General features: G+C 66.0%; 22 protein-coding genes. 7 read left to right on the forward strand and 15 right to left on the reverse strand.

The genetic code is table 11. The features are described 5' to 3' along the window. Window positions 1-11: 11 nt before the first annotated feature. The 4 genes from secD to queA all read right to left on the reverse strand — a co-directional run bounded on the left by secD (window position 12) and on the right by queA (window position 4,634). Window positions 12-1,901 (reverse strand): protein translocase subunit SecD, encoded by a 1,890-nt coding sequence (gene secD / locus BVG12_RS17965; protein ID WP_075793594.1) that lies wholly within the window; start codon window positions 1,899-1,901, stop codon window positions 12-14. A 55-nt stretch (window positions 1,902-1,956) separates the two neighbouring features. Continuing rightward, window positions 1,957-2,289, reverse strand: a complete 333-nt coding sequence (gene yajC, locus BVG12_RS17970) for a preprotein translocase subunit YajC (RefSeq protein ID WP_075793595.1) — start codon at window positions 2,287-2,289, stop codon at window positions 1,957-1,959. 157 nt (window positions 2,290-2,446) lie between these two features. Next, window positions 2,447-3,586 carry a tRNA guanosine(34) transglycosylase Tgt gene (tgt, locus tag BVG12_RS17975; RefSeq protein WP_075793596.1) on the reverse strand — a complete coding sequence of 380 codons (1,140 nt, stop codon included), beginning with the start codon at window positions 3,584-3,586 and terminating at the stop codon, window positions 2,447-2,449. Between the two features lie 4 nt (window positions 3,587-3,590). Next, complete coding sequence (gene queA / locus BVG12_RS17980) at window positions 3,591-4,634, reverse strand: tRNA preQ1(34) S-adenosylmethionine ribosyltransferase-isomerase QueA (protein ID WP_075793597.1); 1,044 nt, start codon at window positions 4,632-4,634, stop codon at window positions 3,591-3,593. Window positions 4,635-4,788: 154 nt separating this feature from the next. Between queA and recG the strand changes: the two genes are divergently transcribed. Beyond that, complete coding sequence (recG, locus tag BVG12_RS17985) at window positions 4,789-6,873, forward strand: ATP-dependent DNA helicase RecG (RefSeq protein WP_075793598.1); 2,085 nt, start codon at window positions 4,789-4,791, stop codon at window positions 6,871-6,873. 122 nt (window positions 6,874-6,995) lie between these two features. Here recG and BVG12_RS17990 read toward each other — a convergent pair whose 3' ends face one another. The 3 genes from BVG12_RS17990 to BVG12_RS18000 form a co-directional block, all read right to left on the reverse strand. Further along, window positions 6,996-7,256, reverse strand: coding sequence for a hypothetical protein (locus BVG12_RS17990; protein ID WP_075793599.1), 261 nt, complete (start codon window positions 7,254-7,256; stop codon window positions 6,996-6,998). 42 nt (window positions 7,257-7,298) lie between these two features. Next, on the reverse strand, window positions 7,299-7,589 hold the full coding sequence (locus BVG12_RS35190) for a hypothetical protein (RefSeq protein WP_075793600.1): 291 nt from the start codon (window positions 7,587-7,589) through the stop codon (window positions 7,299-7,301). A gap of 125 nt (window positions 7,590-7,714) precedes the next feature. Next, window positions 7,715-8,395 carry a DJ-1/PfpI family protein gene (locus tag BVG12_RS18000; protein ID WP_075793601.1) on the reverse strand — a complete coding sequence of 227 codons (681 nt, stop codon included), beginning with the start codon at window positions 8,393-8,395 and terminating at the stop codon, window positions 7,715-7,717. An 89-nt stretch (window positions 8,396-8,484) separates the two neighbouring features. Between BVG12_RS18000 and BVG12_RS18005 the strand changes: the two genes are divergently transcribed. After that, the gene (locus BVG12_RS18005) at window positions 8,485-9,462 is read left to right on the forward strand and encodes a GlxA family transcriptional regulator (protein ID WP_075796434.1); all 978 of its coding nucleotides are present in this window, start codon (window positions 8,485-8,487) and stop codon (window positions 9,460-9,462) included. A gap of 44 nt (window positions 9,463-9,506) precedes the next feature. On the opposite strand, the gene BVG12_RS18010 is transcribed toward BVG12_RS18005, so the two are convergent. From BVG12_RS18010 to pyrC, 7 genes are all read right to left on the reverse strand, one after another. Beyond that, a complete protein-coding gene (locus BVG12_RS18010) occupies window positions 9,507-9,896 on the reverse strand; it encodes a hypothetical protein (protein ID WP_075793602.1) in 390 nt (129 codons plus the stop codon). Window positions 9,897-10,089: 193 nt separating this feature from the next. Continuing rightward, the gene (locus BVG12_RS33530) at window positions 10,090-10,602 is read right to left on the reverse strand and encodes a hypothetical protein (RefSeq protein ID WP_229503646.1); all 513 of its coding nucleotides are present in this window, start codon (window positions 10,600-10,602) and stop codon (window positions 10,090-10,092) included. 191 nt (window positions 10,603-10,793) lie between these two features. Continuing rightward, entirely contained in the window at window positions 10,794-11,168 is a 375-nt protein-coding gene (locus BVG12_RS18020) for a hypothetical protein (RefSeq protein WP_075793604.1), read from the reverse strand. 150 nt (window positions 11,169-11,318) lie between these two features. Further along, window positions 11,319-11,693 carry a 50S ribosome-binding protein YggL gene (locus tag BVG12_RS18025; RefSeq protein ID WP_075793605.1) on the reverse strand — a complete coding sequence of 125 codons (375 nt, stop codon included), beginning with the start codon at window positions 11,691-11,693 and terminating at the stop codon, window positions 11,319-11,321. Window positions 11,694-11,709: 16 nt separating this feature from the next. Continuing rightward, entirely contained in the window at window positions 11,710-12,708 is a 999-nt protein-coding gene (locus tag BVG12_RS18030; protein WP_075793606.1) for a Gfo/Idh/MocA family protein, read from the reverse strand. Further along, window positions 12,701-13,525 carry a DUF3025 domain-containing protein gene (locus BVG12_RS18035; RefSeq protein ID WP_075793607.1) on the reverse strand — a complete coding sequence of 275 codons (825 nt, stop codon included), beginning with the start codon at window positions 13,523-13,525 and terminating at the stop codon, window positions 12,701-12,703. Before BVG12_RS18035 ends, BVG12_RS18030 begins: the two co-directional genes overlap by 8 nt. Before the next feature lie 4 nt (window positions 13,526-13,529). Continuing rightward, entirely contained in the window at window positions 13,530-14,579 is a 1,050-nt protein-coding gene (gene pyrC, locus BVG12_RS18040) for a dihydroorotase (RefSeq protein WP_075793608.1), read from the reverse strand. Window positions 14,580-14,700: 121 nt separating this feature from the next. Here pyrC and BVG12_RS18045 point away from each other — a divergent pair, with 121 nt between their 5' ends. Beyond that, the gene (locus BVG12_RS18045) at window positions 14,701-15,438 is read left to right on the forward strand and encodes a sulfite exporter TauE/SafE family protein (protein WP_075793609.1); all 738 of its coding nucleotides are present in this window, start codon (window positions 14,701-14,703) and stop codon (window positions 15,436-15,438) included. Window positions 15,439-15,525: 87 nt separating this feature from the next. Here BVG12_RS18045 and BVG12_RS18050 read toward each other — a convergent pair whose 3' ends face one another. After that, window positions 15,526-16,251 carry an amino acid ABC transporter ATP-binding protein gene (locus BVG12_RS18050; protein ID WP_075793610.1) on the reverse strand — a complete coding sequence of 242 codons (726 nt, stop codon included), beginning with the start codon at window positions 16,249-16,251 and terminating at the stop codon, window positions 15,526-15,528. A gap of 185 nt (window positions 16,252-16,436) precedes the next feature. Here BVG12_RS18050 and BVG12_RS18055 point away from each other — a divergent pair, with 185 nt between their 5' ends. From BVG12_RS18055 to BVG12_RS18070, 4 genes are all read left to right on the forward strand, one after another. Beyond that, entirely contained in the window at window positions 16,437-17,708 is a 1,272-nt protein-coding gene (locus BVG12_RS18055; protein WP_075793611.1) for a dicarboxylate/amino acid:cation symporter, read from the forward strand. A gap of 117 nt (window positions 17,709-17,825) precedes the next feature. Continuing rightward, entirely contained in the window at window positions 17,826-18,860 is a 1,035-nt protein-coding gene (locus tag BVG12_RS18060; RefSeq protein WP_307189127.1) for a type II asparaginase, read from the forward strand. A 316-nt stretch (window positions 18,861-19,176) separates the two neighbouring features. Further along, the gene (locus tag BVG12_RS18065) at window positions 19,177-20,034 is read left to right on the forward strand and encodes an amidohydrolase family protein (RefSeq protein ID WP_370662846.1); all 858 of its coding nucleotides are present in this window, start codon (window positions 19,177-19,179) and stop codon (window positions 20,032-20,034) included. A 135-nt stretch (window positions 20,035-20,169) separates the two neighbouring features. Beyond that, window positions 20,170-21,282: a porin gene (locus BVG12_RS18070; RefSeq protein WP_075793614.1), complete on the forward strand. Its 1,113-nt coding sequence runs from the start codon at window positions 20,170-20,172 to the stop codon at window positions 21,280-21,282. Window positions 21,283-21,324 lie beyond the last annotated feature (42 nt).

Here is a 21,324-nt window from a genome sequence, read left to right on the forward strand (position 1 = left end):
TTCTACCCCGGTTATCCTTTCTTGACGGCCGTCCTGGCCGCGGCGGCGTCCGCGTTCCACACGGTGCCGATGGCGATCTTGCCGAGCTTTTTCTTGCGGCCGTACCACAGATTCACGACGCCGCGCGACAGGAACACGGCCGAGAACATCGACGTCAGGATGCCCAGGCAGTGCACGACGGCGAAGCCGCGCACGGCGCCCGAACCGAACACCAGCAGCGCCAGGCCGACGATGAGGGTCGTCACGTTCGAGTCGAGAATGGTCGCCCAGGCGTGGCTGAAACCGGCCGAGATCGCCGCCTGCGGCGTGTTACCCGCACGCAGTTCCTCGCGGATGCGTTCGTTGATCAGCACGTTGGCGTCGATCGCCATACCCAGCGCCAGCGCGATTGCCGCGATACCCGGCAGGGTCAGGGTCGCGCCCAGCATCGACAGCAGGGCCAGCAGGAACAGCAGATTGCAGGCCAGCGCCACGACGCTGAAGAAGCCGAACAGCTGGTAGTAGATGATCATGAAGATCGCGATCGCCACGAAGCCCCACAGCGTGGAATGCAGGCCCTTGGCGATGTTCTCGGCGCCCAGCTGCGGGCCGACGACGCGTTCCTCGACGAATTCCATCGGGGCCGACAGCGCGCCGGCGCGCAGCAGCAGCGCCAGCTCGGCCGCTTCCTGCGGGCTGCGCAAGCCGGTCGTCTGGAAGTTCGAACCGAATTCGCTCTGGATGGTCGCGACCTGCAGCACGGTGTACTTGCCTTTTTCCTTCAGCAGCGTGGCCATGCGCTTGCCGACGCGCTCGCGCGTCATGGCGCGCATCTTGCGGCCGCCTTCGGCGTTCAGCTCGATGCTCACGGCCGGACGCTGGTTCTGGTCGAAGCTGGCGACGGCATTGATGACCGAGTCGCCGGTCGCGACGACGTCCTTCGACACGACGACCGGCGCGCCCGGGCCTTCGGTGAACAGTTCCGAGTTCAGCGGGATCGCGGCGGACAACTCGGTGCCCGGCGTGATGGTGTCGTCGGTCACGCGGAATTCCAGCGTCGCGGTGCGGCCGATGATGTCCTTGGCGTGGGCGACGTCCTGCACGCCCGGCAGCTGGACGACGATGCGGTCGCGGCCCTGTTGCTGGATCACGGGCTCGCTCACGCCCAGTTCGTTGATGCGCTTGCCCAGTGCGCTGATGTTCTGCTTGACGCCCTCTTCCACCACGCGTTGCAGCGCTGCCGGCTTCAGGGTGACGATCAGCTTCAGGTCGGTGCCGTCGGCGGCCTCGGAGAACGCCAGGTCGGCGTTCTGGCTGGCCAGCACGTTGCGCGCCTGCGTACGGGTGGCCTCATCGCGGAAATTGATCACGACGTTGTTGCCGACGCGGTCGATGCCGGCGTGACGAATGTTCTTCTCGCGCAACTCACTGCGGACGCTCGACAGGACGCTCTTGATGCGCGTCTCCTGCACGGCCTTGGCATCCACCTGCAGCAGGAAGTGCACGCCGCCGCGCAGGTCCAGGCCGAGGTTCAACGGCTTGGCGTGGAGCGCCTGCATCCAGGCCGGCGTGTTCTTGACCAGGTTGACGGTGACGATGTAATCGGGGTCAAGCGGGTCGCGGTTCAAGTCGCGCTCGAGCGCCGTCTTGGCCTTGAACTGGATGTCGGGGGTCGCGAAGCGGGCACGCACGTTGCTGCTGTCGCCCGAACCTTCCAGCCCCACGGTCTCGACAGGAATACCTTCACGCTTGAGCGCGTCGGCGACCTTGCTGACCGTGTCGCTGGTGACCTTGACTGTGGCCTTGGAGGTCGTCACCTGCAATGCCGGCGAATCGACGAAATAGTTGGGCGCCGTGTACAGCAGGCCGAGCAGCACTGCCACAAGGATCAGTATGTATTTCCAGAGGGGGTAACGATTCATGATGTTCCAGCGTTCAGGATCGGGCGGATGGCGCGGCGCGGGCCGCGCGGCCGGATTACAGGGACTTCAGCGTGCCCTTCGGCAGCAGCGCGGTCACGGCGTTCTTCTGTACCACCACTTCGGTACCGGCAGCCACTTCGACGGTCACGTAGGTGTCGGTGACCTTGGTGACGCGGCCCAGCATGCCGCCGGCGGTGATCACTTCGTCGCCCTTGGCCAGCGCATCCATCATCGTTTTCAGCTCTTTCTGGCGCTTTTGCTGCGGACGGATCATGAGGAAGTACATGACCACGAACATCAGGATCAGCGGGGCGAACGTGGTGAGGTTACCCATCAGACCCGGATCGGCGGCACCGGCGGTTTGCGCGTACGCGTTGGAAATGAACACAAGGACTCCGATTGTATAAATGTGAAAAAACAAGCGCTGTATTCTAGCACCGGCAAAGTGTCAACAGCCAGTTTCCCACCATGTGGGAACCGGCATGCTGAAATGCAAGACATTATCGGAAATTTAATTCGATCGGCGAACACGCGCCGATCGACGATCACACGCCGCGGGCGCGGTCAGCGTTGAACTGCAGGCGGAAGGCGTGGAACCGATCCGCATCGATGGCATCGCGGATCTCCTGCATGAGGTTCAGGTAGTAATGCAGGTTGTGGATGGTATTCAGCCGCGCCCCCAGGATTTCCTTGGAGCGGTGCAGGTGGTGCAGGTAGGCGCGCGAGAAATTCTTGCAGCAATAGCACGAGCACGTCTCGTCCAGCGGCGACGGGTCGTCCTTGTAGCGGGCGTTCTTGATCTTGAGGTCGCCGAAGCGCGTGAACAGCCAGCCGTTGCGGGCGTTCCGGGTCGGCATCACGCAGTCGAACATGTCGACGCCGTTCGCCACACCGTCGACCAGGTCTTCCGGCGTGCCGACGCCCATCAGGTAGTGCGGCTTGTGTTCCGGCAGGCGCGGGCCGATGTGCTGCAGCACGCGCATCATGTCTTCCTTCGGCTCGCCCACCGACAGGCCGCCGATGGCCAGGCCCGGAAAATTAATCTCTTCCAGCCCCGCCAGCGATTCGTCGCGCAGGCGCTCGTACATACCGCCCTGCACGATGCCGAACAACGCGTTCGGATTCTCGCCGCGGTTGAACTCGTTCATCGAACGCTGGGCCCAGCGCAGCGACATGCGCATCGACTTCGCCGCCTCCTCGCTCGTGGCCGGACGGTCGTCGATCTCGTACGGCGTGCACTCGTCGAACTGCATGACGATGTCCGAATTCAGCGAGCGCTGGATCTGCATCGAGATTTCCGGCGACAGGAATTGGCGCGAGCCGTCGATCGGCGACGCGAACTTCACGCCCTCTTCCGTGATCTTGCGCATCGCGCCCAGCGAGAACACCTGGAAGCCGCCGGAATCGGTGAGGATCGGCTTGTCCCAGCCCATGAAGCCGTGCAGGCCGCCGAACTTGTCCATGACGTCCGTGCCCGGGCGCAGCCACAGGTGGAACGTGTTGCCGAGGATGATCTGCGAGCCGACTTCTTTCAACTCGTTCGGCGCCATCGCCTTGACGGAGCCATAGGTCCCGACCGGCATGAAGATCGGCGTCTCGATGGTGCCGTGGTTCAGTTTCAAACGGCCGCGGCGGGCGTGCGACAGGCCGCTCGTGTCTTTTTTGAGGAGGGTGAATTCGAGCATGGGTTCAATTCTTGGTTGCGCGCGACTGCGTCGTCAGCAGCATCGCGTCGCCATAGCTGAAGAAGCGGTATTCGCTGGCGATCGCGTGCGCGTACGCCTTGCGGATTTCATCGTAGCCTGCAAAGGCCGAGACGAGCATCATCAGCGTCGACTTGGGCAGGTGGAAGTTCGTAATCAAGCGGGTCACCGTCTTGAACAGGTAGCCCGGCGTGATGAACAGATTGGTGTCGCCGCTGCCGGCCACGAGCTCGCCCGACTGCGATGCCGACTCCAGCGCGCGCAGCGACGTCGTGCCGACGGCGACCACGTCGCGGCCGGCGGCCTGCGCGGCGCGCACGGCCTCGACGGTCTCTTGCGGGATCGTGTACCACTCGCTGTGCATCTTGTGCTCGGCGAGATTCTCGACGCGCACGGGCTGGAACGTGCCGGCGCCCACGTGCAGCGTGACGTAGGCGATGCGCACGCCCTTCGCGGCGACCTTGTCGAGCAGCGCCTGGTCGAAGTGCAGGCCGGCCGTCGGGGCGGCGACGGCACCGGGCGCCGATGAGTAGACGGTCTGGTAACGCTGCTCGTCGAAGTCGTCGGCGTCGTGCTCGATGTACGGCGGCAGCGGCAGGCGGCCGTGCGCCTCGATCAGCTCGAACACGTCGCCGTCGAAGTGCAGCGTGAAGAATTCGCCGGCGCGCTCGCCGACGCCGACCTCGAACGCATCGGCCAGGCGGATGCGCGAACCGGGCTTCGGCGACTTCGATGCGCGCACCTGCGCGAGCACCGTGCGCGGATCGAGCACGCGCTCGACCAGCACTTCGACCTGGCCGCCGGACTCCTTCTGGCCGAAGAAGCGTGCCTTCAGCACCCGGGTGTTGTTCATCACGAGCGTATCGCCGGCCTGCAATTGGTCGACGATGTCGGAGAATATGCGGTCGGTGATGCGGTCGCCGTCCAGCTGGAGCAGGCGCGACGCGCTGCGGTCGGGCAGCGGCACCTGGGCGATGCGCTCGGGCGGCAAGTCGAAATCGAAGTCGGAGAGGGAGTACGTTTTGCTCATCTTGGCTGGGAAAAACTGGTGCCGGCGCCTTACAATACGGGCTACAGCGTGCGGCGAACCCATTATTTTACACCCGGATTTCAGACTGAGGGCGCAGACCATAACCGTTATGCCCGAATACTGATAAGCCGACAACACGCGCCAACGAACCGCCATGCCAGCCACGAATGCCAAACCGGCGGCCAAAGCCGCAGTCAAACCAGCACCGAAAAGCATCGAAAGCAAGCTCGCCAAGCTCGGCCTGCGCACCGATATGGACCTCGTGCTGCACCTGCCGATGCGCTACGAGGACGAGACGCAGATCGTGCCCATCCGCGAAGCCTGCCTGCGCGGCGGCCACGTGTCGCAGGTCGAAGGCATCGTCACGAAGAACGAGATCGCCTATAAGCCACGGCGCCAGCTCCTGGTGACCATCGCCGACGAGACGTCCGACATCCAGCTGCGCTTCATGAATTTCTACGGCAGCCAGGTGAAACAGCTGGCCGAGGGCACGCGCGTGCGTGCGCGCAGCGAGGTCCGGCACGGCTTCTTCGGCGCCGAGATGGTCCACCCGGTCTACAAAATTGTCAACGAAGGCGCGCCGCTCCCGAACGCCCTCACGCCCGTGTACCCGTCCGGCGAAGGCTTGTCGCAGACGGTGCTGCGGCGCGCGATCGCGGACGCGATGAAGCGCGTGGACTGGACCGATACCGTCCCGCGCGCCGTGCGCGAAAAATTGAACCTGGCCGAGTTCCAGCCGGCCGTGCGCCTGCTGCACTATCCGCCGCCGGATGTCGACGAGCACGCGCTGACGGAGCGGTCCCACCCCGCGTGGACGCGTGTGAAATTCGACGAGCTGCTCGCGCAGCAGCTGTCGCTGAAACGCGCGCAGCAGGCGCGCCGCGAAAAAGGCGCGCCCGTGCTCGGCGCCGTGGGCGCGCTGTCCACCGCCTTCCTGCAGGCCTTGCCGTTCAAGCTGACCAATGCGCAGCAGCGCGTGGTCGAAGAGATCCGCCGCGACCTGCGCGCGGACTACCCGATGCAGCGCCTGCTGCAGGGCGACGTCGGCAGCGGCAAGACCGTCGTCGCGGCGCTGGCGGCCGCGCAGGCCATCGACAGCGGCTACCAGGCCGCGCTGATGGCGCCCACCGAGATCCTGGCCGAGCAGCACTTCCGCAAGATCGCCGCGTGGATGGAACCGCTGGGCGTGAAGGTCGCGTGGCTGACGGGCAGCCTGAAAAAGAAGGACAAGACGGCGGCCAGCGAGATGGCGGAATCGGGCGAGGCGCAGCTCGTGATCGGCACGCACGCCCTCATCCAGGACAGCGTGCAGTTCGCGAGGCTGGGCCTCGTGCTCGTCGACGAACAGCACCGCTTCGGCGTCGGCCAGCGCCTCACCCTGCGCAACAAGGGCTCCGAGGGCCTGGTGCCGCACCAACTGATGATGTCGGCGACGCCGATCCCGCGCACGCTGGCGATGACGTATTACGCCGACCTGGAAGTGTCCATCATCGACGAGCTGCCGCCGGGCCGCACGCCGATCGTCACGCGCGCCATCGACCAGAACCGGCGCGACGAAGTGATCGAACGCGTGCACGCGGCCGCGCTGGAAGGCCGGCAGGTCTACTGGGTCTGTCCGCTGATCGAGGAATCGGAAGCGCTGCAGCTGCAGACCGCCACCGAGACCTACGAGACATTGGCGCAAGCCCTGCCCGACCTCGTCGTCGGCCTCGTGCACGGCCGCATGAAGCCGGCGGAGAAGCAGGTGATCATGGATGCGTTTTCCGCGGGCGAGGTGCACGTGCTGGTGGCGACGACGGTGATCGAGGTGGGCGTCGACGTGCCGAACGCCTCGCTGATGGTGATCGAGCACGCGGAACGCTTCGGCCTGTCGCAGCTGCACCAGCTGCGCGGCCGCGTGGGCCGCGGCTCGGCAGCCAGCGCCTGCCTGCTGCTGTATCAAAGCCCGCTAGGGCCGGTCGCGAAGCAGCGTTTGATGACGATGCGCGAAACGACGGACGGCTTCGAGATCGCGCGGCGCGACCTGGAAATCCGCGGCCCCGGCGAATTCCTCGGCGCGCGCCAGTCCGGCCAGGCCATGCTGCGTTTCGCGAACCTGGAGACGGACCAGTGGATCGTCGAACAGGCGCGCGACGTGGCGGCGTGGCTGCTCGGATCGGACCGGCCCGAGTTTGATGCGATCGTCGATGCGCACCTGCAGCGCTGGCTGGGTGGGCGCGAGGAATTCCTTAAAGTCTGAGCACCGCCTCAAAACGTCGTCCCCGCCGAGGCGGGGACCCAAGTTTTATGCGTATCGGCATGCGCATGAATTGGCCCCCGCCAAGGCGGACGGCTAGTCCGGGGCGATGGTCAATCGTGCGATTACTTGGTCGCAGCCTGCGCCGTCGTATCGGCCGCCGCATCCTTCGCCGCTTCCTTGGTGGCGGCCTTCTTGTGATGCTTGGCCTTCTTCACGTGCTTCTTGGCCGCTTTGGCTTCCTGCTTCTCGTGCGACGCTTCGGCCTTGGCGACGGCAGGCGGCGTGGCCGAATCCGGGGCGGTCGTCGGCGCCGGGGCCGGGGTCTGGGCAAAAGCGGCGGTGGCGAACAGGCCGGCGATCAGGGTGGCGATGGTACGTTTCATGGTGTTGGCTCCTGCGGATTCGGTGATTCGGGTCGGTCGGTATTACTTGGTCGCGGCCGGAGTGGCGGCGGCGACGACGGTGGTGTCCTTGGCGGCGTGCTTCGTCTTGGCCTTCGCGTGCTTGGTCGCGTGCTTGGCGTCCTTCACATCGGTCTTCGCTTCGACCTTCGCTTCAGCCTTGGTCTCTTTCGCCTCGGCTTTCGCAGCCTGCGTCTCGTGCTTGGCTTCGGCCTTTGCCGCGGCGGGAGCGGCCGTCGGCGCCGGGGCCGGGGTCTGGGCGAAAGCGGCGGTGGCGAACAGACCGGCGATCAGGGCAGCGATGGTGTTTTTCATGATGAAGGGTCCTCAGTCGTTTTGGGTTTCAGTGATGCACGTTTGCTTGTCACTTGTGTCTGAAAACGGCCGACCCCGCTGCCCTGTTGACGCGATTTACAAATGCTTACTCGCCTGACAAACGCTTACAGCTCAGCCGTTTGCGCCAACACCGCCTCGACCCGCGCGATCCGCGGCGCCACCAGCGCGCGGTAGCGTGCCACCAGTTCGGGGCCGGCCCCCTCGGGCGAACCGGCATCGAACGGCGGTCGCGGATCGTATTCGAGCGCCAGCTGGATCGTGCGCGCGACGTCGTCGCCGGCCAGTTCGGCCGCCAGCGCGAGGCCGAAGTCGATCCCGGCCGTCACGCCGCCGCCCGAGATCCGGTTGCGGTCGCGCACGATCCGCTCCGCGACGGGCACCGCGCCGAAGCGTTCCAGCAGGGGCAACCACATCCAGTGGCAAGCGGACCGATAACCTTCGAGCAGCCCGGCCGCGCCCAGCACGAGCGAGCCGTTGCACACCGACGTGACGTAGCGCGCGCGCTCGCCCTGGCGGCGCAGGAAAGCCAGCGTGTCGGCATCGCCGAACAGCTGCTCGATACCGAAGCCGCCCGGCACGCACAGCACGTCCAGCGGCGGACAGTCGGCGAACGTGGTCGTCGGGTTGATCGTGAAGCCGACGTCGGTCGGCACCGGATCGCGGGTCTTCCACACGAGGTGCACCTGCGCGCCGGGGACGCGGCCGAGGATCTGGGCGGGACCGGTGAGGTCGAGTTGGGTCACATGCGGGAACAGCAGGAATCCGATGTGCAGGGCAGTACTCATGGCAGGCTCCGGGTTGTCGAGGAAGGATGACGCCATTCTAGGAAAGGGCTAGCATTGGCAGCAATGTCAAACTTATGCCGATTCCTGCCATGCCCTCCCCATCCCGCCAGATTGCGCTGGTCACGTTCGACGACGTCCAGGTGCTCGACGTCACCGGTCCGGCCGCCGTGTTCGGCGCCGCCAACGACGCCGCCGGGCGCGCCTTCTACCGCGTGCGCATCCTGTCGCCGCAGGGCGGCCCCGTGACCAGCAACTGCGGCCTGGCCGTCGTGACGGCGCCGCTGGCGAGTGTCCGTCCCGGTGCGCTGGACACCGTGCTGGTGGCCGGTGGCAGCCGGCGCGGCCTGCAGGCGCTCGCGCAAGACGCGGCGGCAAGCGCCTGGCTGCGGCGCGCCTGCGCCCGCGCGCGCCGCTACGGCTCCGTGTGCACGGGCGCCTTCGCGCTGGCGGCGTGCGGCCTCCTGGACGGCAAGCGCGTCGCCACGCACTGGGAAGCGACGGACATCCTCGGCCGCCGGCATCCCGCGATCGAGGTCGATGCGAACGCGCTCTATGTCGAGGATGGCCGCGTGTGGACGTCGGCCGGCGTCACCACGGGCATCGACATGTGCCTGGCCCTCGTCGCGCGCGATCTGGGCGAAGCCGTCGCCAACGCGATCGCGCGCCGGCTCGTGCTGTACGCGCGGCGGCCCGGCTACCAGTCGCAGTTCAGCACCGTGCTGGCGGCCCAGGAAAAGGCGGACAGTCCGTTCGCCGCCCTCGTCGACTGGATCCGCGCGCACCTCGACGACGCGCTGGACGTGGCCGCCCTGGCCGAGCGCGCGGGCATGTCGCCCCGCACGTTCCACCGCCGCTTCACCGACGCGCTGGGCGAGACGCCGGCGCGCTTCGTCGAGACGCTGCGCCTCGACCACGCGCGCGCACTGCTGCAGACGTCACTGGCGCTGAAGACGGTCGCCGCGCAGTCGGGTTATGCGACGCCGGGCCAGCTGTCGAAAGCGTTCGCGCGCCGCTTCGGCATCAGTCCTGGCCTGTTCCGCGCGATGCACGCGGAGCGGGCCGCATGAAAAAAGCCCGCATTGCGCGGGCTTTTCGAGAAGGGGCTGCGGGATTACTTGACAGCCGGTGCCGGTGCGGCGGTGGCGACGGTCGTGTCCGTGGCGGCTTCTTTCTTCACGGCGTGATGTTTGGCCTTGCGCTTGGCGTGCTTGGCATGCTTGGCGCTGGCCTTGGCTTCCTTCGCATCGGCTTTGGCGGCCTTTGCGTCGGCTTTCGCTTCTTTCACGTCGGCGTTGACGGCCTGCTTGGCATCGGTGACGTCGGCTTTCGCTTCGGTCTTCGCGGCCTGCTTGTCATGCTTGGCTTCGGCCTTCACGGCGGCGGGCGTCGTCGTGGCGGGCGTGGTCGCGGCGGGCGTGGTCGCGGCGGCGGGGGCCGGGGTCTGGGCGAAGGCAGCGGTGGCGAACAGGCCGGCGATCAGGGTAGCGATGGTCTTTTTCATGATGAAGGGTCCTCAGAGTTTGTCGGGGCAGGAACACGTCGTTTGCGTGTCACTTGATCCTGAAACGCGGACGGCCGCGCGGCTGTTGACGGGCTTTACAAACGCTTACTGCGCTGACAATCGCTTACAACCGGGCGCCGCCGCCATGAAAAAAGCCCGCATCGCGCGGGCTTCGTGCAAAGTGACTGCCGGATTACTGCTGGGTGGCCGGAGCGGCAGGCGCCGGGGCAGCTTCCGGTGCCGGGGTGACAGCGGGTGCCGGCGCCGCTTCCGGTGCGGGCGCGGCGGCGGGCGCCGGGGCGGCGGCGGGTGCCGGTGCAGCGTCCGGCGCCGGCGTCGTCGTGGTTGCGACGGTGGTGTCCGTGCTGTCCTTGGCTTCGGATTTCACGGCATGGTGCTTGGCCTTGCTCGTCGCATGCTTGGCGCTTGCCTTCGCTTCCTTCGCATGCGTCTTGGCAACCTTCGCATCGGCATGTGCCTCTTTTGCATCGGCTTGCGCTGCCGTGTCGACTTTCGGTGCTGCCTTGACGTCGGCCTTCGGTGCCGCCTTGACGTCGGCCTTCGGTGCCTTCACGTCGGCATTATTGACCAGCACGGCTTGCTTGGCGGCAGGCGTCGCGGTCTTCGTCGTGGCCGGGGCGGGCGTCTGGGCGAAAGCTGCGGTGGCGAACAGGCCGGCGATCAGGGTAGCGATGGTTTTGTTCATGATGAAGGGTCCTTGGAAGTTATCGGTCTGGGTGCACATCGTCTGCGTGTCACTTATCCCCTCAACGAGCTCTCCCGTCCGTCTGTTGACGCACTTTACAAACGGTTACTGTATTGACAAGCGTTTACACCCGTTGGCGCAGCCATGAAAAAAGCCCGCATCGCGCGGGCTTTGTCATAGGGCGGACCGGATTACTTGGCCGCCACCTTCGCGGCCTTGTGCTCGGCCTTCGCTTCCTTCACTTCAGCCTTGGCTTCCTTCTTGGTTTCCTTGGCATCGAGCTTGGCTGCCTTGACGTCCGCCTTGGCATCGGCCTTGGCTTCCTTGACATCGGCTTTCGCGGTCTGCTTGGCTTCCTTCACGTCGGCCTTGGCGGCGGCTTTGGTTTCTTTGACGTCGGCCTTGGCGGCGGCTTTCGTTTCCTTCACTTCAGCCTTGGCGGCTTGCTTCTCCTGCTTGGCTTCGACCTTGGCCGCGGCGGGCGTCGTCGCAGCCGGGGTAGGCGCCTGGGCGAAGGCAGCGGTTGCGAACAGGCCGGCGATCAGGGTAGCGATGGTCTTTTTCATGATGAAGGGTCCTCAGAAGTTTTGGGTTTGGTGCAACCCGTTTTGTGTTGCACTTGACCCAGAAACGCGGCCGTTCACCCATCTGTTGACGAGCTTTACAAATGGTTACCGCGCTGACAGATCCTTACATCTCGGCAATTTCAACTCAGTTTAAAAATCGTACCCGTGCCAGGCGTCCTTGAAATCCTTGGCGCGCGCATCGACGACTTCCGGCCGCGCGCGCAGCCACGCGATCACGGCTTCGCGATCCTCTTCCGACGGCGAACCGCGCTCGATGCGGGCGACCACGCCTTCCGTCTCGCTGAACGGCTCGCGGCCGCCGAAGCCGCCGCCCAGCAGGCCCCGCGCTTCCAGCGCGCCGAAGAAATCGTTGATGAAGTCGTGGTACGGCTCGCCGCGCATCGGGCTGTGGAACACGAGTTCGACGTCGAAGCAGTGCTCGCGGAATTCGCCGACGCGCAGCTTCTTGCGCTGGCGGGCATTCAGGCGCCGCATGCGGCTGGTCGAACGGGGATCGCGTTTCATTCATTCTCCTTGGTGGTTAATCGCTCGTTTGCGTCGAATCGGCGTTATAGGTCAGGCCGATCTGGCGCCGGACGTCGTCCATCACGCCCATCAGCGCCAGCGTATCCGCATGCGTCATGCCGGGGCTTTCCACTAGGCCCGCGCGCCAGCAGCGCTGCGCCTCGATCACTTCGTGCACATAGCCGTTGCCGATGTAGGGCGTGGGCACGGTGCGCGAGATGCCGTCGGCACGCGCCACCGTCACCGTCTGGGTGCGGTAGAACATCGTGTTCATGCGCACGTGGCCGCGTTCGCCCGCGATCGTCAGCTCGCTCGGCAGGCGCGCGCGCAGCGAGCAGCTGCACATGGACATGCCGCCGCCGCTGTGGCGCAGCAGGATGCCGGTCTGCTCGTCGACGCCCGTCGGGCCGAAGTCGGCGTGGGCCAGCACCCTGTCGACAGGCCCGAGCAGCGCCACCGCGATCGACAGCGGATAGATGCCCAGGTCGAGCAGCGCGCCGCCGCCCAGCACGGGATTGAACAGGCGGTGTTCGGGGCCGAATTCGGCCTTGAACCCCAGGTCGGCGTTCACCTGGCGCACGGTGCCGATCTCGCCCGAGTCGACGATGCGACGCACCTCGGCCAGCGCGGGCAGGAAGCGCGTCCACATCGCCTCCATCAGGAACAGGTTTTTCGCACGCGCGAGCTGCACGAGTTCCTCCGCCTGCCGGCGGTTGACCGTGAACGCCTTTTCGCACAGGACGCCCTTGCCGGCGTCCAGCGCCATGCGCACGTTCTCGTAATGGACGGGGTGCGGCGTGCCGACGTAGACGAGATCCACGTCGCCGGCCCGCACGAGGTCTTCGTACGATCCGTACGCCGTGCCGCCGAATTCGCGGGTGAAGCTGTCGGCGCTGGCCAGGTTGCGCGAACCGACGCCGGCGAGCTGCGCATCCGGCGTGTCCTTGAGTGCGGTGGCAAAAGCCTTGGCAATCTTGCCCGTGCCAAGGATGCCCCAACGTACTTTGTCAGTCATGGTGTCCTCCTTGAGTGTTGCTGGCCGGCCGTTTGGGCCGGAACACGGTGTGGTCGAGATAAAACGCTTCATTCTGGTCCGGCCACCAGCCCGGCACGCCCAGCACGGGCAGCGGGGTGAAGCCGGCCGTGGACAAGCCCTCGGCCGCTATCGCCTTGGACACCGCGCAATCGATCCAGTCGCGGCGTCCCTCGCGCTCAAACGCAAAAAAATCGTCTGGGGCGAACACGACGCGCACATGGGCCGTGATCGCCTTGCGCGGCGCGACGAGCTTTTCCATCAGCGCGTGCCCGAACAGCCACGGTTCGGCATCGCGCCCGAACATGGCGCGCCGGTCGAACAGGGCGTCGCGCCAGCGGTGCGCGCGCAGGTCGTCGACGAGCGCGCGGCCCGCGTCACCATCGCGGACGATCAGCAACGCCGCGTTCTCATCAAAAATGGTGGCGGCGTCGCGCGCCGGTCCGCGCGCTTTACCCACGCCGGCCTGCGCGATCTGCGCGGCCTGCAGGGCGTTCAATGCCCGCTTGATGCGCGGGAAGGTCTGCCATACGAGACCGTTGAAGAAATCGTGCAGGTTCTCGCGCGTCGGCACGCGGCCCGTGGCGCCGATGAAGGCCTCATAGGCCGTGCCCTCCGGCAGCTCGGCCTGGGGCACGAAGCGGATTGCCCGGCCCAGCTCGTTGACGAGCCCGAGCCGCGCCGCGTTGGCGTTGAACGCCGGGATAAAAGAGCCAATGAGGGGCCCCGGCGGCAGGCTGTCGAAAGCGGGACGGACCGCGTCGTACCACGGCCGCGTCCAGTCGATGTCCGGGAACATCCCGTTACAGCATCTTCCAGCCGATCTGTTCGCCGGCGTTCAGCGGGACGAGTTCCTGCTCGCCCATCGGCACCGTCGCCGGCAGGCTCCACGCCTCGCGCTTCAGGGTGATCGTGCCCTCGTTGACGGGCAGGCCGTAGAAGTTCGGGCCGTTCAGGCTTGCGAACCCTTCCAGTTTATCGAGCGCGCCGGCCTGTTCGAAGGCGGTGGCATACAGCTCCATCGCGTGCAGCGCGGTGTAGCAGCCGGCGCAGCCGCAGCTGGATTCCTTCGCGTGCACGGCGTGCGGCGCGGAGTCGGTGCCGAGGAAGAAGCGCTCGTCGCCGCTGGTGGCCGCGGTCACCAGCGCCAGGCGGTGTTCTTCGCGCTTCAGCACCGGCAGGCAGTAGTAGTGCGGGCGGATGCCGCCGCGGAAGATCTCGTTGCGGTTGTACAGCAGGTGGTGCGCCGTGATCGTCGCGGCGATCGGGCCTTCGGCCTCGGCCACGTACTCGGCCGCGTCCTTCGTCGTGATGTGCTCGAACACGATCGGCAGTTCCGGGAAGTCGCGGCGCAGCGGACGCATCACGCGTTCGATGAACACGGCTTCGCGGTCGAACAGGTCGATGTGCTGGTCCGTGACTTCGCCGTGCGTCAGCAGCGGCATGTCGAGTTCCTGCATCACTTCCAGCGTTTTATAGCACTTGCGCAAGTCGGTCACGCCGGCGGCGGAATTCGTCGTGGCGCCGGCCGGGTACAGTTTCACGCCGTGGATGAAGCCGGTGTCGCGGGCGCGGCGGATCTCGTCCGGTTCCGTGTTGTCAGTCAGATACAACGTCATCAGCGGCTCGAACGCCATGCCGGCCGGCAGCGCGGCCAGGATGCGCGTCCGGTATTCGGCAGCCAGCGCGGCCGTCGTGACGGGCGGCTTGAGGTTCGGCATGACGATGGCGCGGGCGAACTGGCGCGCGCTGTGCGGCAGCACGCTGGCCATGGCCGCGCCGTCGCGCAGGTGCAGGTGCCAGTCGTCGGGGCGGGTGATAGTGATGGTGTCGGGGGATTCGATGATGGACATGGCGGCTCTCGGATTGCGAACCCCGACATTTTATCGCACGTACCGGCGCCGGGCAGCCTTGCAGGTGCGCACGATACATTGCAATACAGAACTAAAATAGCCGTTCGGCTAGAATCGTGGCATGACGTTCGACTTGATCACGCTCGCCCAACTGGCGCTCATCATCGTTTTCGGCTACACGGTGTTCGGCCTCACCGGCTTCGGCTCGTCCGTGACGGCGATGCCGCTGCTGGTGCTGTTCATACCGCTGCGCATGGCGGTGCCGCTGATGCTCGTGTTCGACCTCGTCTCGAACGTGCTGCTGGGTTTGAAGAACCGCCGCTTCATCGAGAAGCGCGAAGCGTTGCGGCTGCTCCCGTTCATGGTGGCCGGGATGGCCGTCGGGGTGCTCGCGCTCGTGCGTGCGCCGGAGCGCACGCTGCTGGTCGTGCTCGGCCTGTTCATCCTGTGCTATTCGGCCTGGAGCCTGCTCGCTCGGCGCAAGCCGCGGCCGCTGGCGCCCGTCTGGGCCGGCCCGTTCGGCGTCGTCGGCGGCGTGTTCACCGCGCTGTTCGGCACGGGCGGCCCGTTCTATACGATCTTCCTCACGAGCCGCCTGGACGACAAGCTGGCCTTGCGCGCCACCCTCAGCGGCGTCCTGTTCTTCAGCGCGATATCCCGCCTGGTGCTGTTCACGGGCGCGGGCCTGTACGCCCAGCCGGCGCTGCCGCTGCTGGCTTGCGTGCTGCTGCCGTTCGCGCTCGGCGGGCTGTATCTCGGCAACCGGCTGCACCAGCGGCTGCCGGCGGAGCGGGTCAAGCAGGCGGTGTGGGTGGTGTTGATCGCGGGTGGGGCGAGTCTGGTACTGCGTAACCTCTAAACCGTCGTCCTCGCGCAAGCGGGGCCCCCTACTGGGCTGACCAGGATGCTCAGCACGGATTCCTGCTTGCGCGCGAACGACGCAGGGTCAGTGGATAATCTTCGCCAAGAACTCCCGCGCCCGTTCCGACGCCGGCGCCTCGAAAAACGCCTCGCCGGCGCTGTCCTCGACGATCCGCCCCTCGTCCATGAACACGACGCGGTCCGCCACGCGGCGCGCGAAGCCCATCTCGTGGGTCACGACCATCATCGTCATGCCGTCGCCGGCCAGGCCCGTCATCACGTCGAGGACTTCGCCCACCATCTCCGGATCGAGCGCGGACGTCGGCTCGTCGAACAGCATCGCGACGGGATCCATCGCCAACGCCCGCGCGATCGCCACGCGCTGCTGCTGGCCGCCCGACAGCTGGGCCGGGAACTTGTCCTGGTGCGCCAGCAGGCCGACGCGGTCCAGGTATTTCAGGCCATTGGCCGTGGCCTCGTCGCGCGAGCGTTTCAGCACCTTGATCTGGGCCAGGTTCAGGTTGTCGCGCACCGACAAATGCGGGAACAGTTCGAAATTCTGGAACACCATGCCGATGCGCGCGCGCAGCGCGGGCAGGCGCGTGGCCGGGTCGCCGACGGACGTGCCGTCCACGCGGATCGCGCCCTGCTGGAAGGGCTCGAGGCCGTTGACGGTCTTGATGAGCGTCGACTTGCCGGAGCCGGACGGGCCGCACACGACCACGACATCGCCGCGCGCAACGCGCGTGGTGCAGTCGCGCAGGACCTGAAAAGAGCCGTACCACTTGCTGACGTTGTCAATTTCGATCATTTATTTTTTGTCGGATTTTGGCATGCTTGACAGCACCATCAACGCCAAGGATACTGCCGGGACTTGTCAATATCACAGCACCAGGCACCCGGCAACCACCTGATCTTGCACGAGATTGTGCCACGGCGCCGGCGCAGGACGGACGATCTCCCCTGCCCGGCCATTCGCCACCACAGAGGAAGCTTATGAACAAACGAAACCGCCTCACCACCTGGATCCTCGTGGGCCTGGTTCTGGGCATCGCCGCCGGCTATGTCGCGCACACGAATCTCGCCGACCCCAAGGGCTTCGCCGACATCATGTCGCTCGTGACGACCCTGTTCCTCCGCCTGATCAAGATGATCATCGCGCCGCTCGTGTTCTCCACGCTGGTGGTGGGCATCGCCAAGATGGGCGACGCCGCGGAAGTCGGCCGCATCGGCGTCAAGGCGCTGGGCTGGTTCATCATCGCATCGCTCCTCTCGCTCACCTTGGGCCTGATCCTCGTGAACCTGTTCCGTCCGGGCGACGCGATGGCCTTGTCCGGCACCCTGCCGGCGACCGGCGCCTCGTCGGGCATCAGCGCCACCGGCCTGACGCTGAAGGACTTCATCACCCACCTCGTGCCGACGTCGATCTTCGACGGCATGGCCAAGAACGAGATCCTGCAGATCGTGATCTTCTCGATCTTCTTCGGTACCGGCGCCGCCGCCGTGGGCGAGCGCGCCACGCCGATGATCGTCGCCATCGACGGCGCCGCGCACGTGATGCTGAAAGTGACCGGCTACGTGATGAACTTCGCGCCGTTCGCCGTGTTCGCGGCCGTCGCCGGCGTCGTCGCCACCAGCGGCGTGGGCGTGCTCGCGACCTACGGCAAGTTCATGGGCGAGTTCTACCTCGGCATCGCGCTGCTGTGGACCATCCTGATCGCGATCGGCGTGCTGTTCGTCGGCCCGCGCCTGTTCAAGCTTCTCGGCCTACTGCGCGAGCCGACCATCCTCGCGTTCACCTGCGCCTCGTCGGAAGCCGCCTATCCGAAAACGCTGGAAGGCCTGGAGCGCTTCGGCGTCAAGAACCGCCTGGCCGCGTTCGTGCTGCCGATCGGTTACTCGTTCAACCTGGACGGCTCCATGATGTACTGCACGTTCGCCTCCGTCTTCATCGCCCAGGCCTACGGCATCGAACTGGCGCTGTCCACGCAGCTGACCATGATGCTCGTGCTGATGCTGACGTCGAAGGGCATGGCCGGCGTGCCGCGCGCATCGCTCGTCGTCATCGCCGCCACGCTGAACCAGTTCCACATCCCGGAAGCCGGCCTGCTCCTGCTGCTCGGCATCGACCACTTCCTCGACATGGGCCGCTCGGCCACGAACGTGATCGGCAACGGCATCGCCACCGCGGTCGTCGCGAAGTGGGAGGGGGATCTGACCGATCCCGCGCTCGCGGACAAGGACGTCGCCATAGCGCCGTTGCGCTGACCGCCACCCCGAACCCAGGCTCCTCCCAAGGAGCCTTTTTTTTGCCTTCCAAAAATTGTTAAACAAGGAGATCTTATGTTCTTAAAAGTTGTACGCACCTGGTTCGCGCTGTGCCTCATGACGATGCTGGCCACGGCCGCGCAAGCCCAGACGGCGGCGCGCCTGCCCAACGTGGTGATCCTCGCCACCGGCGGCACCATCGCCGGCACCGGCGCCACCAGCACGACGACGGTCGGCTACACGGCCGCCAAGGTCAGCGTCGATGACCTGATCAAGGCCGTCCCGGAACTGAAGCAGGTCGCGCACGTGACGGGCGAACAGGTCTTCCAGATCGCCAGCGAGAACATGAGCAACGAGCACTGGCTGACCTTGGCCAAGCGCGTCAACGCGCTGCTGGCCAAGCCGGACGTGGACGGCATCGTGATCACGCACGGCACCGACACGATCGAGGAAACCGCGTACTTCCTCGACCTCGTCGTCAAGAGCAGGAAGCCGGTGGTGGTGGTGGGCGCGATGCGTCCGTCGACCGCGATCTCGGCCGACGGCCCGATCAACCTGTACAACGCCGTGCTGACGGCCGGCAGCCAGGACGCCGTCGGCAAGGGCGTGCTCGTCGTGCTGAACGACCAGATCAACGCCGCGCGCGACGTCAGCAAGACCAACACGACGACCACCGACACGTTCAAGGCGACGGAACTGGGCCTGCTGGGCTACGTGGTGGGCAACCAGGCGCACTTCTACCGCGCCTCGACGCGCAAGCACACGGCCGACACGGAATTCGACGTGAGCAACCTGACGGCGCTGCCGCAGGTCGACATCGCCTACACCTACGCGAACGTGGGCCCGACGGCCGTCAACGCGCTGGTCGCCGCCGGCGCCAAGGGCCTGATCCACGCGGGTGTCGGTGACGGCAGCCTGCCGAACAAGGTGCGCCCGGCGCTGTCGGCCGCGCGCGAAAAAGGCGTGATCATCGTGCGCGCGAGCCGCGTGGGCCAGGGCATCGTGGCGCGCAACGGCGAGGCGAATGACGACCAGCTGGACTTCGTGGTCGCCGATACGCTGAATCCGCAGAAGGCGCGCATCCTGCTGATGCTGGCGCTGACCAAGACGAACAGCACCAAAGAGATTCAGCGGATGTTCTACACCTATTGATCGGAAGATCGGTACGAATCGCCGGGCAGACACCTGTCCGGCCCGCGGGGTCGCTCTGCCGGTCCCGCGGTCACGCAACACACCACGCTATTCCCACTTCCTGTGTCCGCCGTCCCGGCGAACTGCCTATTCAAATCATTCCCAAAATTTATATAATTTAAAAAAACAGCGAATATACATTATTGATTCCCGTTCGTACACTTGACTCCAAGATGCCCGATAACCGACAACATCAACGGGCGCATATCAGGAGACACATGTGACAGCCCAAGACTATCCGCGTCGCACCTTTCTGCGCCGGACCGCACTGCTCGCCTTGGCTGGCAGCGTGCTACCGTACTCCGCCCGAGCCGGCGACACCGTTCCTCCGTTGCCGCCCGATGCCTGCGATTGCCACATGCATGTCTACGACGGCCGCTTTCCACCCGCGCCGCAGGCCAGGCTGCGTCCGCCGCCGGCGACGGTCGACATGTACCGTAGCGTACAGCGCCGTCTCGGCACGCAGCGCACCGTGGTCGTCACTCCGTCCACCTACGGCACCGACAATAGCTGTACTCTGGACGCCCTGCACCAGTTCGGGAACCAGGCCCGCGGCATCGCCGTGCTCGACACGTCCGTATCGGACGCGGAGCTGGAGCGCCTCGACCGGGCGGGCATCCGTGGCGTGCGCTTCAACCTCGCCGTCGGCGCTGTCACCACGCCCGACATGATCGAACCGCTGGCCAGGCGGATCGCTCCGCTCGGCTGGCACGTGCAGGTCAACATGCCGGTCAGCGAACTCGAACGGCAGGCCGCAATGCTGCGCCGGCTGCGGGTGCCCGTCGTGTTCGATCACTTGGCGCGCATTCCCCTGCCGGCCGGTGTCGACCATCCGGCATTTGCCATCGCGCGCGGCCTCATGCAGGAACGGCGCGCATGGGTGAAGCTGTCCGGCGCCTACCTCGCCAGCAAAACCGGCGCCCCGGCCTACGCCGACGTCGGGCCGCTGGCCCAGGCGCTGATGCAATCCGCCCCCGACCAACTCGTCTGGGGCAGCGACTGGCCGCATCCCACGGAAGACCACAAACCGGACGATGCCGCGCTGCTGGACCTCTTGACCTCATGGTGCCAGGGCGATCGGCCGCTGCGCGACCGCATTCTTGTCGCCAATCCCGCGCGGCTTTACCGATTCTGACACCGCCGGGCCTTCCGGCATCCGCATCCCATCCGCCGGCCTGACGCATCCGCCGGAATGCCTGCGCGCGGCGGCAGGCGGCGCCCGCTCACCCCAACCAGAACACACACACAACCACCACAAGGAGACGCAACAATGAAAACATGCATGATCGCCATCGCGGCCGCCGCATTCGCCGCCGGGGCCTGCCACGCCCAGACGAGCAAGGTCACCATCTACGGCAAGCTGAATGTCGATCTGGAGTCGGTGAAAGCCGGCGGTGCCTCGACGACGCGCGTTACCAACAATTCCTCGCTGATCGGGTTTCGGGGCGAAGAAGACCTCGGCGGCGGCCTGAGAGCGCTGTTCCAGATCGAAAATTCGGTCAGCCTGGATACCGGCGCCGGCACCATCGCCGGCCGCAACAGCGGCGTCGGCCTGCGCAGCAACTACGGTACGCTGATCATGGGCCAATGGGATACCCCGTACAAAGCCATGACGATCCGCCTCGACCCGTTCACCAACAAGACCATCGCGGCTTACGGCGACGTGCTGTATGGCGACGCGTCCAAGACGGCTGCGAACGCCGCCAACCGCAATTCGTTCGACCGGCGCCAGCGCAACGTGATCGAGTACTGGTCGCCGAACGTCGCGGGGTTCTCCGGACAGTTGGCCTACGGCGTCAACGAAGAAAAGGGAACCTGCGCCGTCGCGTGCAACCCGAAGCTGTGGTCGCTGGCCGGCGGCTACGAAAAAGGTCCATTGTTCCTGAGCGCGGCCTACGAGCAGCACGACCAGTACGCCAATACCGCCACCGCGCGGACGCGCGACCGCGCATTCAAGGTCGGTGGCGCCTACATCTTCGGCAGCACCACGGTCAGTGCGATGGCCGAGCGCCTGCGCTACTCGGGCAATCTTGCCGCGACTGGCTTGCCGAAGACGTTCAAGGCGGGTGCGGCGCAGGAGGCCACGCTCGACACGCTGTGGCTGGGCATGACGCACCGGATCGGCGCCGGCACGCTGCGTCTGGCGCTGGGCGAAAGCCGGGACCTGAAACTCGATCGCGGCGGCGCGCCCGACACCGATGCCCGCTACGTCGCACTCGGCTATGGCTATGCGCTGTCCAAACGGACCGAGGCCTATGCCATGCTCGTCAAAATCAAGAATGGCGCCAATTCGCGCAATGACTTCGCGCTCAACAGCATCGACGGCGTCACGAACGGCGCGTCCCCGCAAGGGGTCGGCCTCGGCATGACCCACTCGTTCTGATCACTGCCTCGACCTACGGTATCGACAACCGTTGCCTCGTCG

The sequence above is a fragment of the Massilia putida genome (assembly GCF_001941825.1).
Taxonomy (GTDB): domain Bacteria; phylum Pseudomonadota; class Gammaproteobacteria; order Burkholderiales; family Burkholderiaceae_D; genus Telluria; species Telluria putida.